We start from the raw sequence: 11,300 nt of genomic DNA on the forward strand, positions 1-11,300 counted from the left end.
GGATGATGCGCGAGCAGGATGCGCCAACGGAGCCGGTAGACGCGCCGCTCGTTCCCGCCTCGGTCACGCTGCCGGAAATCACACTGAAAGCGGTCGTCTTGTCGATTCTGCTGGCCGCCGTGCTGGCCGGAGCCAACGCCTATCTGGGCCTGTTTGCCGGCATGACGGTGTCCGCGTCTATTCCAGCCGCCGTCGTCTCCATGGCGGTGCTGCGTCTCTTCCGTCAGTCGAATATTCTCGAAAACAATATCGTGCAAACCGCCGCCTCCTCAGGCGAAGCGTTGGCGGCCGGGGTGATCTTTACCATTCCGGGGCTGGTCCTGATCGGCTATTGGACCACCTTCGACTATTGGCAGACGTTCACGGTGTCGCTCGTCGGCGGGGTGCTGGGGGTGTTGTTCACCATTCCCCTGCGCCGCGTCCTGATCATTCACGCCAGGCTGCGATTTCCGGAAGGGGTCGCGACGGCAGAGGTGCTGAAGGTCGGGGCCTCGTCGGACGCCGGGACCGGTGGCCGGGTTCGTCTGCTCTTGGGCGCTGCGGCGCTGGGCGGCGGCTTCAAGTTTGCCGAGGGAGGGTTGAAGCTCTGGAGCGAGTCGCTCGAAGGGGCGTTCCAACTGGGGCGTTCGACCTTCTACGGAGGGCTGAACCTGTCACCGGCCTTGGTGGCAGTCGGATACATCATCGGTCTCAACACCGCAGTGGTCGTCTTTTTCGGGGGGGCGATCGGCTGGCTGGTGCTACTGCCGCTGTACCAGGCGATCATCGGTTCGCCGGAGGGATTAATCGGCGTGGCGGCGGCGAAAGCGACGTGGAGCGGGCAGATTCGCTACATCGGCATCGGGGCTATGCTGGTGGGTGGAGTCTGGACCCTGTTTCAGGTACGCGGCCCGATTTGGCAGAGTCTGCGTCAACTCCTGGCGCTGTACGGCGCTCGCAACCAATCTGATGGGCAATCGGAACTTCTGCGCACGGAGCGGGACGCAGGAGTGGTCTGGCTGATCGGGCTGACGGTGGCCGCGCTGGTTCCCATGGTGCTGTTGTATCAAGGCCTGTTGAATCACAATCTGTGGGGCGGCGTCGGATTGACTCTGCTCATGGTTGTGACGGCGTTTCTGTTCTCGGCTGTGGCCGGATACATGGCCGGCCTCGTCGGCAGCTCAAGCAATCCAGTGTCCGGTGTGACGATCGCCACCATCATGCTCGCGTCATTGCTTCTGCTGGGGATTTTCGGGAAGGGCAATCCGGCCGGTCCGGCTGCGGCCCTGCTGGTGGGGGCGGTCGTCTGCTGCGCCGCGGCGATGGGCGGCGACAATCTTCAGGATCTGAAAACCGGGCACGTCGTCGGTGCGACCCCGTGGAAGCAACAGGTAATGCAGGTCATTGGGGTGGCAACGGGGGCGGTCGTGATTGTGCCGGTGTTGTCGCTGCTGCAGGCCAAATATGGGATCGGTGAAGTGACGGCCGCCCATCCCCATCCCCTCACGGCGCCGCAGGCCACGCTGATGGCTAATCTTGCCAATGGAGTGTTCGGCGGTTCTTTACCCTGGCACCTGTTGGGCGTGGGGATGGTGCTGGGGATGATGGTGATCGGTCTCGATATGCGGCAGGCACGACGGAACGCGGCCCTTCGTTTTCCTGTCCTGGCGGTGGCGCTTGGTATGTATCTGCCGCTCAAGCTGTCGGCCACGATTTTGTTCGGGGGCCTGCTGGCTGAGTATGTACGGGTTGCCGGGAAATCTTCCGATGTTATGACGGAAGATCGAGGTCTGCTGTGCGCCGCTGGTTTAGTCACAGGTGAAGCGCTGGTCGGGATCCTGCTGGCGCTTCCCATTGCCCTCAGTTCGATCTGGCCGTCACTCTCGGGAGATCCGTTTCAATTGGTTGCCGAGCCTCCGCTGGGTGGATGGCCGGGGCTTGCGGCACTGATTGTGGTGGGGTTCCGGTTGGTGCACGCGGCGCGGTCGGCTGCATCCGCTCAAAAGGAGTGAGCGACTGTTCATCGACACTGATGGTGTGGGACGGTGTAGCGGTAGTCGCCGATGGGGGCGCTAATCGCTGGGTGGTTCGAAATGTCCTGGTGGCCGTGATTGCCAGGGTACCGTCGCCTGCTTGGATTGTTTCACAAGGCTTCGCAGGCTCACCTCTGCGGCGCGCAGGAGTTTGGGGTCGCCGCTTTGCATGAGCGCCGTCAGGAGGACGTAGAGCGACCGGTCATGTCCGGCTGCCACGAGAATTCGCTCCAGGACGGGGTCGGCTCCGGTTAATGTGGACAGGGGGGCCGGTTCATCGTCATCGTCTTTACACAGCAGGTCTAAATCCGTGGGGTGGATAAAGAGCCAGGGAAGGGGAATCTTGAGTGCGCCGGCCAACGCTTCCAGGGTGGAGGCCTGAGGATCGGCCTGTTCCGATTCCAGCGTTTCCAGTACCGAGGCTGCGATTCCGGCTCGTTCTGCAAGCGCCTGCTCGGAGCACTTTTGCGAGATCCGCCAGGCGCGAATAAGAGTTCCGACGTTCGGCATGGACGGATCTTACTGCATCCCTTTCCGGGTCTGCAACGGCCCATTTTCGAGGCCGATCTAATACTTGCTTGTAACATCAATGCGTTACGATCCATTCTCCTAGGTAGAACAAAGCCGCTCAAATCGGGTAGAATGAGGCGTTCTAATTGTTGTCTCGAGCGAGGAGGATCAGCCGATGTTAGGAACCGACATTCGCGGCATTATGGCCGAAGAGGAAGAAGTCCAGCGGCGGCAGGAAGCCTTGCAGTCATTGATGTCGATGCGCGAGAAGCTACTGCGTGAATCGTTGGAAGCTCGAATCAAGCGGGCGCGTGGAACGGGAGACTGGACGAACCTGTCACCTGCTGAATGTGCCAATATTTACAAGGAAGAGCGCGTGCACCTGCGTGCCCAGCTGGAGCGATTGAAGGCCGAGCGGGACCGGACCCGTGGCAAGCTGTCGGCGCTCAAGCGAGCGAAGGTTCGTGCGCAACGCATTCGCGCGGCGGAAGCGGCTTCCGGCAAAAAACGCAAATAGGTCGATGTCGGGGAGGCCTTGCTGAGTCAGTCAGGCCTCCCCGCAGTGTCGCCGACCCTGGGTAACTGTTGACCTTCTCACCTCGCACCGTTTCCCGCAACTTTCTCTCCCACATACGGGATGTCGTCAAGACGAAGCGTACGCGTGACCGCGAACGGGTCTTCGTGCTTGAGGGCACCAAGCCGATCCTTGAATTGTTGCAGTCGGCTCCTCAACACATCGTCTGCCTTGTCGTCACCCCCACGTTTCTGGAGCGGCAGCCGCCGGACATCGCGCAGCAGATTGTCAGCAGCGGATGTACTGTTCACAGCTGTCCGGAGCACCAGCTGACCCAATTGTCCGATGTCGAAACCTCCAGCGGCGTGCTGGCCATCGTTCATCAGCCGACCTGGAACCAATCGGCCATACTGGCGCAACCGAAAATCTTCGGCCTCTACGGGGACATGCTCCAGGACCCGACGAATATGGGGACGATCATTCGAACTGCGGCGGGACTCAATGTGAGTGCCTTGTGGCTGGCACCCCACTCCGTCGATGTGTTCAATCCAAAAGTCGTGCGGGCGACCGCCGGCGCGTTGTTTCAGCTGCCGATCTTTCCCCATACCAGTCTAGAAGAATTGCAGAACCTGGATTGCGTGATCATGGCCGCCGACGCCGGAACCAGTGAGGGCTGCGTGCCCATCCGGGCGATTCGGAGTATTCCTGCGCGAACGGTGCTGGCGATCGGGAGCGAGAGTCGGGGCCTGTCTGAACCGGTTCTGGACGCCGCCACCGTTCGATTTACCATCCCGTTGAAACCGGGGGTGGAATCCCTCAATGCCGCGGCGGCTACAGCCATCGCACTCTTCCAATTGTCAGGATTGCCGGTTGAGGGCGGGAAAGCCTGACGCCGAACGATCTGTGTGCCGAGCTTCTGTTTCATCCCGGTATTCCTCCTGGTCTTCCCTTTCATCCTCTTGCTGCTTCCAATTGATTGCTGCGCTGATAGACGTAGGATTTCACCAGCACTTCATGCGGATCTCCCCATTCATGCGCCCATCGCCTCCTTCCTTTTTCTCTGCTGTTTCATTTACGATGCCTTGAGATCTGTGACCTTGAGGTGGAGCGAATAGGGATGAAGGCGAAGACGACATTTCATTGCCAGGCCTGCGGTCATCAGGCGCTGCGATGGCTTGGGCGCTGCCCCGATTGTGGAGGCTGGAATACGCTCAAGGAAGAGCGATTGCCGGCCGCCCCGAAAGGTCGCCAGGGTATGCCCAAAACAGCCATGGCCGTGGCGACGCCGATCTCCGATATCGAAATCGTGGGGGAGCCAAGACACAGCACGGGCATGGGGGAGTTTGACCGCGTGTTGGGTGGTGGTGTGGTCCCCGGTTCCGTGATGCTGATCGGCGGCGATCCCGGCATCGGCAAGACGACCTTACTGTTGCAGGCCTTGCCGCTGCTGGCCGCGCCGGGCGAGCAGGTTCTGTACGTCTCCGGGGAGGAGTCTCCCCGGCAGATCAAGATGCGGGGGCAACGTCTGGGCATCGATGGCAAACATCTGCTGATTCTCGGGGAGACCAGTCTCGAACAGATCCTCAAAGCCATCCAGGAAATCCAGCCGGCGGCTGTGGTGGTGGATTCGATTCAGACGGTCTACACCGAGCAGCTCACCTCGGCGCCGGGCAGCATCAGCCAGGTGCAGGAAGTGGCCGGGCAGCTGATGTGGTTTGCCAAGCGCAGCAACGTGCCGGTGTTCATCATCGGGCATGTCACGAAGGAAGGCGCCATCGCCGGACCGCGCTTGCTGGAACACATCGTCGATACGGTACTGTATTTCGAAGGGGATAAGAGCCACAGTTTCCGGATTCTGCGAGCGGTAAAAAATCGCTTCGGATCGACGAACGAGATCGGCGTCTTTGAAATGAAGGATGGCGGCTTGGAGGAAGTCAGTAACCCCTCCGAATTGTTTCTCGCCGAGCGGCCGCAACGCAGCACCGGCTCGGTGGTGGTGTCCAGCCTGGAAGGGACGCGGCCGATCCTGGTGGAACTGCAGGCGTTGGTCTCGGGGACCAATTATCCCATGCCCAAGCGCATGGCCAATGGTGTGGAGCCGAATCGCCTGTCGTTGCTGTTGGCCGTGATGGAGAAACGATTGGGCATGCACCTTTCGGGGCAGGACGTGTATGTGAATGTGGTCGGCGGGATCCACATCGACGAACCGGCCATTGATCTGGGCATTGTCGCCGCCGTCACGTCGAGTTTGCGGGAGAGTCCAATCGATTTCACGACGCTGGTGATGGGCGAAGTCGGACTGGGTGGTGAAGTCCGGGCGATCAGCCAGGCCGAGTTGCGGATTCGCGAAGCCGCCAAAATGGGATTCAAACGCTGTCTTTTACCGGAGCGAAACGTCGCCAAGCTGGAACCGGTCGAAGGCATTGAGTTGATCGGCATTCATGAAGTCGGAGACGCGTTGGATGCAGTACTGGCGTGAAGCAAAAGGTGAAACGGTAGAGGTGAAACGCAAGACTGCCTCGCTCGGTACGGTTGTCGTGCTGTTGTGTCTCTCGGTACTCTCCGGCTGCGCGCTCTTCGGTCCGTCTGAGACCATCCAGCTCAAACAGGCGACGGCGGAGCAGTTGACGGCACTCCTGCAGGAACAGGCAGGCGAGGTTCGGACAATCAAGGGGCTCTTCAGCGCAAAGATTACCGGCGGCATCCTGCCGATCGGCCAGCGTGTGCAAGGTACGGTGTTCTATCAACGTCCCGACGCCATCCGGTTGCGCGGCTTCTCTGCGGTGGGCAGCGAAATTTTCGAGTTTGTGCAGATAGACGATCAATTCAAGCTCCGGCTACCGACCATGGGACGTGAGGTGATCGGCCGTCCCTCTGAGGCGGATCAACTCGGCCAACTGACGCGCCCCTTTCAACTGAGCGTCTGGGCGATGAGCGGGATCATCGGGACCCAGGTGGTGGGGCCTGACGAGTCGGTACGATTGACGGAAGACGGCAGCCGGTATCGACTCGATGTGATGACCGCGCCGGGCCTGAATGGCACGGCTCCGTTCATGGCCAGGCGGATCTGGTTCGATCGTCGGAATCTGCTGGTCGTGCAGGAAGAGCGTCTGTCGCCGTCCGGTGACGTCGAAGCGACGATGCAATTCGACGACTACCGCGTGGTCGGCGGTGGGGTCGAGGCCGTATCGGCGGTGAACGGCCAGGCGCCTACAGCCGACAAACGCATCATGCGTCCATTCGCGATTCGGATGACCGATGGGCAAGGGTCGGGAAGCTTGCAGGTCACGTTTCATGAATTGGTGCCGAACGAACCGATCAAGCCAGGCGAGCTTGGGCGGGTATGAAGACGAAACCGGCCCGGCATGTGCTGGCGATCGATACGGCCACGGCTTGGCAAAGTGTCGCGCTGCTTCGGGATGAGCAGGTGCTGGCCCTGCTCGAACAGGATGCCGACGGATCGCACGCGCGTTCGTTGATGGGCGCGATTGATCGTCTGTTACGCGGGGCCGGACTGTCGTTGAAGGATCTCCAAGGGTTGGCCGTGTCGATCGGGCCCGGTTCGTTCACTGGCCTGCGTGTGGGGCTTGCCACCATGTTGGGATTTCGTGCCGTGTTGGGCACTCCCATCGTAACGGTCCCGACTTTGGAAGCGATGGCTTGGAATTTGCGCGATGTGAAGGGCTTGTTGGTGCCGGTCCTGAAGAGTCGGCACAATGAAGTGTACTGGGCTGCCTACGAGTGGCGGCCGGGAACGGGTCTGCACACTCATATCGCCGAGCAGGTGGGCCCTCCTGCTTCGGTGGCCCGGGCGTTACAAGGGGCCAAAGCTTGTACGTTGTTCGGCGACGGCTGGCAAGCCTATGAGAAAGGCATCCGGGCGGCGGTTGAAGCGGTCGGCGGGCGAGTGCAGGAAGTCAGGCCGGAGCAACAGCGTCCTTCGGCCGTGAGTGTCGGTCTCGCGGGGAGACAGTGCCTGGAGGCAGGACAGGTTGCCGGGCCGGAGCTGGTTCCCCGCTATGTTCAACGCACCGAAGCGGAAGTAAAATTCGACGAACAGCAGGGGGTGTCGGCGCTCGAACGGCGTCGGCAGCGGGTTGCCGGCAAGCTGGCGCAGGGCCGCCGGAAACGTGCTCAAAATGATGCCGATCCGCGGGCGCAGAAGTAGGCAAAGGAATTGGGAATGGGATCGGACATGGCGTCAGATTCCGTGTTGATTGAACCGGCGACCGCTGAGGTCCTCGACGAGGTCTTCGCCATCGAACAGGCTTGCTTCTCTGCCCCCTGGACGCGCAAAATGTTGGCAGCCGAGTTGTCCGGTAATCAATTTGCGCAGTTCCTCATCGCGAAGTGTCCTGACCCCCGGGCTGGAACCTCCGTGATTGCCGGGTATTTTTGTTTTTGGATCGTGTTCGAGGAATTGCGGTTGATGAATCTGGCGGTGCTCGCCCCGTTTCGACGTCAGGGTGTGGCGAGTCGGTTGGTTTGTACGGCCTTGCGGGCCGGGTTGGAGCGTGGTGCCAGCCGGGCGATGCTGGAGGTGCGGGCCTCGAATCAGGAGGCGTTGACCCTCTATCATCGGTTGGGGTTTCGGCAGACCGCCAGGCGAGCGCGGTACTATGTGAACCCTGACGAAGATGCGCTGCTGATGGAACTGGCACCGCTCCAGTTAGGCCCCTTGTGCGAGCGGGTGTAGGGCGATTCCGGGAGCCGGGCACAGGACAGTCATCCACGAACGTATGTAGTCAACCAGGAGGTGCGACATGCAGACGGAGACGGCGATCACTGAACGGTTGCGGCAATCCAACACAGAATTCCGTGCGCTTGAAGAATCTCACCATCGCCTCGATGCTGAATTAGCCGATTTACAGAAGCGGCATGTGCTCACGCCGGCGGAAGAAGTGCTGAAGAAGCAGTTGCAAAAAGAGAAGCTGGCCACCAAAGACAAAATAGCCGAATTCATTCGATCGTCGCGTTAGCGAAGATCCCCGTTTTCCGTCCCGGTCGCACCCGCCGCTGCTTGCATCGAGCCGGTGTGTGAGCCGAACGCACGGAGGGACGGGTCGTTGATTCAGACAGGCAATGCTCGCACCACTGGCCGCCCATATTCAGTCGCTCAAGAAGCGGCTGCTGATCATCGTGGTGACCTTGGCGGTCGCGTTCGCCACGGCGTTTGCCTACTCCTCCGAGATGGTCGCCTGGCTCAATCGCCCGTTTCCCAATCAACTGGTGTTTTACGGGCCGACGGAAGCGCTGTTTGCGTCCATCAAAGTGTCGTTTCTGGCGGGCATCATCCTCAGCCTGCCCATGGTGTTTTACCAGTGCTGGAGGTTTATCGAACCGGCGTTGCTCCCCAAGGAGCAACGCTGGGCGATTCCCTTGTTCCTGCTGGCGGCGTTTCTGTTTGCGCTCGGCCTGGTCTTTTGTAACCTCGTCATTCTGCCGCTCGTCATCGACTTCTTCGTCAGCTTCGGTATGGATCGCGACATCACCCCCGCGCTCGGTGTAGGGACCTATATCGACTTCAACGTCAAATTTCTTCTGATCTTCGGCTGCGCTTTTGAATTGCCGCTGGTGTTGACCCTGTTGTCCCGAGTGGGGGTCGTCTCGGCCGCGGTGCTGGCGCACTATCGCAAACATGCCATCATGGCGGCATTGATCATTTCGGCCATCGTGACCCCGGACGCCACGCTGTTTACCATGTTGCTGATGGCGGTCCCGCTCATGGTACTCTATGAGATCGGGATCATCGGGGCCAAGATCTTCGGGCGGGCCGCAGGGCCGGCTCCCGACATGAATCTGCCGCTCGATCCTGATATACCCATCGGCACGGCCGGTCATCGCGTCCGGTAATCCGGCGCTCACACTTTTGGAAGGATGATCATTCTATGCTGCGTCATATGCTGGTGTTGACGGTGGTTACACTCGGCGGTCTGCAAGGGGTTGCGCAAGCGGCATCCTTTCCGGGCGGGAGCGAGGGCGGGGCTCCGTTGAATCTGGAGCAGGGGCATCCGGGACAGGACCCGGGCGCCTCCGCCGATATCGGCAATACGAGTATTCAGGCCCTTGCAGCCGGCTCCGGAGGAGTCATTTATGCCGGTTCCTTCGGCATGGGCATTTTTCGCAGCGCCGATCGTGGCGGGTCCTGGACCTCGGCCAACCAGGGACTGACCGATCCGTTCGTGCTCTGTCTCACCACCGGCAAGGACGGCGCGATTTACGCAGGGACGTTTCGTGGCGGCGTCTTCCGGTCGCGTGACGGAGGCAAGAGCTGGCAGCCGGTCAACAAGGGCCTCAAGCGTCTGGAGATCAAAGCCCTGATGATGGATGCCAAGGGGCTCTACGCCGGCACCGGCGACGGCGTCTATCTGTTGAATGCCGCGCAGGATCACTGGAAGGTCGTGTCCACCGGTTTGGATGAGATTCTGGTGCACGCGCTGGCCCGGACCGACGACGGGACCCTCTACGCCGGCACATCCGGCAAGGGCGTGCATAGTTTGAAAGAGCGGACGCCGGGATGGACACGTCTCCGGCAGGGACTCAAGGATCATGAAGGGCTCGTGGAGAATTTTATCCGGGTGCTGGCCGTGGATAAGGAACAGGGCGTCTATGCCGGCACGTTCGACGGCGGGGTCTTTCGCAGCAGCGATGCGGGCAAGACCTGGTTGCCGATCAGCCGTGCCCTGCCGAACGATTCGATCCGCGGACTGATCAGCAACGAGCGCGGCGTGTATGTCGCCACAGGTCGGGGAATCTTCAAGACCGTCGACAAGGGGCGGCAATGGGTTCCCTTGAACAAGGGGCTCAGCAATCTGTCGGTGCAGGTGTTGATCGAAGGTGAAAAAGGGGGCTTCTACGCCGGCACCAGTTCGGGGGTCTTTCGCAGCGATGACGATGGCGTCACCTGGACGGCGGTCAGCCAGGGATTGGAAGGGGAAAGTGTAGCACCCTTCAAGTTTAACTGAGTAGGAAAGGATACGAGATGACGGCACAAGCAGGTTCACCGGTCGCGACCATTTCTGTCACATCCAAGAACGAACCATGGGGCGAGATCGTGTTGCGTCTCTTCCCCGACGTGGCGCCCAATCACGTGAAGAACTTCGTGGATCTGGCGAAAAAGGGCTTCTACAACGGCACGACGTTTCACCGGGTGATCCCCGGGTTCATGATTCAGGGCGGCGATCCCAACAGCAAGAATCCGGACCGGGCATCGCATGGAATGGGTGGTCCAGGCCACAACGTGAAAGCGGAGTTCAACAGCAAGCCGCACAAGCGGGGCACCCTGTCCATGGCGCGCGCCAACGATCCGGACAGCGCGGGCTCGCAGTTTTTTATCTGCGTCAACGATGCCAACTTTCTGGACTGGCAGTATACGGTCTTCGGTGAAGTGCAGAGCGGACTGGACGTGGTCGACAAAGTGGTCGGCTCCAAGCGCGACGGGCGGGATAATCCGCTGGAGCGCGTCGAAATGACCGTCACTATTACCGAGTGATGGTCGCGAAACGTAAAAAGTAACACGTACAACGTGAAGAGGGGAAACTCAAAGAGAGAGGGGCGGGTCGGCCGGCGGTTCGCGTTTCACGTTTCACGGATGACGGTGTTTGCCGCAGCGGCCTTGGCCGCTGCGGGGTGCGCCATCCCCCAGGTCCCCTCGCGGACCGTCTACGAAGATCCCGTCAATTTTGTCCGCTTGGAGTTGGATGCCAATGTGCTTCCGGAATGGCCGCCTGGTCATTTCACACATCCGGCCCAGTTCTCTCACGACCAGGTGCGTCGCGTGCTGATGGGTCTTACGGTGCAGGAGCACCGGGCTTCGATCCAGCGCTGGATTTCCGGGGACTCGATCCGGTTGCCGATGTTTCGGGACGGGGAGATCGCGATTCTGGTCCCGCAGTTGGTCGAAGCATTACGCCTGGCGCGGGAGAATGAACGGGTCACCTACTATCTGAGTCAGCCGCAGACGTCGGTCAAGCGGATCATCACGTCAGGCGGGCTCTACGTGAGGGGGACTGAACTACATTTTATTTTGGGGAATTGGCAGACCGTCTACGGTATTCCGGCCTACGGCATGATTTACGATCGACGCTATCCGATGAACCCCATCGTCTCCAAAGGCTTCGACCTGTTTTTTGATCTCGACCAGGCCATGGTAATCCAGAGTACCAGCATCTGGGACTGGCTTCTTGCCAACTCCAAGGACGAACTGGTGATCGACCTCGCTCGAGTCTTCCCCGGCCAACCGGTGTAAACTGAAACCCGCGTCG

General features: G+C 60.4%; 13 protein-coding genes. 12 read left to right on the top strand and 1 reads right to left on the bottom strand.

Features of this window, described 5'->3' with window-relative positions; all coding sequences use genetic code 11:
• The first annotated feature begins 5 nt into the window (after positions 1-5).
• Positions 6-1,991, top strand: coding sequence for an oligopeptide transporter, OPT family (locus H8K11_06785; protein MCS6263450.1), 1,986 nt, complete (start codon positions 6-8; stop codon positions 1,989-1,991).
• Between the two features lie 60 nt (positions 1,992-2,051).
• On the opposite strand, the gene H8K11_06790 is transcribed toward H8K11_06785, so the two are convergent.
• A complete protein-coding gene (locus H8K11_06790; protein ID MCS6263451.1) occupies positions 2,052-2,522 on the bottom strand; it encodes a helix-turn-helix domain-containing protein in 471 nt (156 codons plus the stop codon).
• A gap of 175 nt (positions 2,523-2,697) precedes the next feature.
• Between H8K11_06790 and H8K11_06795 the strand changes: the two genes are divergently transcribed.
• The 11 genes from H8K11_06795 (at position 2,698) to H8K11_06845 (ending at position 11,284) form a co-directional block, all read left to right on the top strand.
• Complete coding sequence (locus tag H8K11_06795) at positions 2,698-3,039, top strand: hypothetical protein (protein MCS6263452.1); 342 nt, start codon at positions 2,698-2,700, stop codon at positions 3,037-3,039.
• A gap of 68 nt (positions 3,040-3,107) precedes the next feature.
• Positions 3,108-3,926, top strand: a complete 819-nt coding sequence (locus tag H8K11_06800) for an RNA methyltransferase (GenBank protein ID MCS6263453.1) — start codon at positions 3,108-3,110, stop codon at positions 3,924-3,926.
• Positions 3,927-4,153: 227 nt separating this feature from the next.
• Positions 4,154-5,515 (top strand): DNA repair protein RadA, encoded by a 1,362-nt coding sequence (radA, locus tag H8K11_06805; GenBank protein MCS6263454.1) that lies wholly within the window; start codon positions 4,154-4,156, stop codon positions 5,513-5,515.
• Positions 5,499-6,383 carry a hypothetical protein gene (locus tag H8K11_06810; GenBank protein MCS6263455.1) on the top strand — a complete coding sequence of 295 codons (885 nt, stop codon included), beginning with the start codon at positions 5,499-5,501 and terminating at the stop codon, positions 6,381-6,383. The genes radA and H8K11_06810 overlap by 17 nt, the downstream gene beginning before the upstream one ends.
• The gene (tsaB, locus tag H8K11_06815) at positions 6,380-7,204 is read left to right on the top strand and encodes a tRNA (adenosine(37)-N6)-threonylcarbamoyltransferase complex dimerization subunit type 1 TsaB (protein ID MCS6263456.1); all 825 of its coding nucleotides are present in this window, start codon (positions 6,380-6,382) and stop codon (positions 7,202-7,204) included. The genes H8K11_06810 and tsaB overlap by 4 nt, the downstream gene beginning before the upstream one ends.
• Positions 7,205-7,231: 27 nt before the next feature.
• Positions 7,232-7,732 (top strand): ribosomal protein S18-alanine N-acetyltransferase, encoded by a 501-nt coding sequence (gene rimI, locus H8K11_06820; protein ID MCS6263457.1) that lies wholly within the window; start codon positions 7,232-7,234, stop codon positions 7,730-7,732.
• Positions 7,733-7,799: 67 nt separating this feature from the next.
• Entirely contained in the window at positions 7,800-8,015 is a 216-nt protein-coding gene (locus H8K11_06825) for a YdcH family protein (GenBank protein MCS6263458.1), read from the top strand.
• Between the two features lie 103 nt (positions 8,016-8,118).
• A complete protein-coding gene (gene tatC / locus H8K11_06830; GenBank protein MCS6263459.1) occupies positions 8,119-8,889 on the top strand; it encodes a twin-arginine translocase subunit TatC in 771 nt (256 codons plus the stop codon).
• Positions 8,890-8,924: 35 nt separating this feature from the next.
• Positions 8,925-10,001, top strand: a complete 1,077-nt coding sequence (locus H8K11_06835; GenBank protein ID MCS6263460.1) for a hypothetical protein — start codon at positions 8,925-8,927, stop codon at positions 9,999-10,001.
• Between the two features lie 17 nt (positions 10,002-10,018).
• Positions 10,019-10,528: a peptidylprolyl isomerase gene (locus H8K11_06840; protein MCS6263461.1), complete on the top strand. Its 510-nt coding sequence runs from the start codon at positions 10,019-10,021 to the stop codon at positions 10,526-10,528.
• 99 nt (positions 10,529-10,627) lie between these two features.
• On the top strand, positions 10,628-11,284 hold the full coding sequence (locus H8K11_06845; protein MCS6263462.1) for a hypothetical protein: 657 nt from the start codon (positions 10,628-10,630) through the stop codon (positions 11,282-11,284).
• Positions 11,285-11,300 lie beyond the last annotated feature (16 nt).

The organism is Nitrospira sp., assembly GCA_024998565.1.
GTDB lineage: Bacteria > Nitrospirota > Nitrospiria > Nitrospirales > Nitrospiraceae > Nitrospira_A.

Bases quoted from the DNA above. Each gene is read 5' to 3' on its own strand.
- H8K11_06785 (MCS6263450.1), top strand. From the start codon at position 6: ATGCGCGAGCAGGATGCGCCAACGGAGCCGGTAGACGCGCCGCTCGTT.
- tsaB (MCS6263456.1), top strand. From the start codon at position 6,380: ATGAAGACGAAACCGGCCCGGCATGTGCTGGCGATCGATACGGCCACG.
- radA (MCS6263454.1), top strand. From the start codon at position 4,154: ATGAAGGCGAAGACGACATTTCATTGCCAGGCCTGCGGTCATCAGGCG.
- tatC (MCS6263459.1), top strand. From the start codon at position 8,119: ATGCTCGCACCACTGGCCGCCCATATTCAGTCGCTCAAGAAGCGGCTG.
- H8K11_06845 (MCS6263462.1), top strand. From the start codon at position 10,628: ATGACGGTGTTTGCCGCAGCGGCCTTGGCCGCTGCGGGGTGCGCCATC.
- H8K11_06835 (MCS6263460.1), top strand. From the start codon at position 8,925: ATGCTGCGTCATATGCTGGTGTTGACGGTGGTTACACTCGGCGGTCTG.
- H8K11_06810 (MCS6263455.1), top strand. From the start codon at position 5,499: ATGCAGTACTGGCGTGAAGCAAAAGGTGAAACGGTAGAGGTGAAACGC.
- H8K11_06840 (MCS6263461.1), top strand. From the start codon at position 10,019: ATGACGGCACAAGCAGGTTCACCGGTCGCGACCATTTCTGTCACATCC.
- H8K11_06795 (MCS6263452.1), top strand. From the start codon at position 2,698: ATGTTAGGAACCGACATTCGCGGCATTATGGCCGAAGAGGAAGAAGTC.
- rimI (MCS6263457.1), top strand. From the start codon at position 7,232: ATGGCGTCAGATTCCGTGTTGATTGAACCGGCGACCGCTGAGGTCCTC.
- H8K11_06825 (MCS6263458.1), top strand. From the start codon at position 7,800: ATGCAGACGGAGACGGCGATCACTGAACGGTTGCGGCAATCCAACACA.
- H8K11_06790 (MCS6263451.1), bottom strand. From the start codon at position 2,522: ATGCCGAACGTCGGAACTCTTATTCGCGCCTGGCGGATCTCGCAAAAG.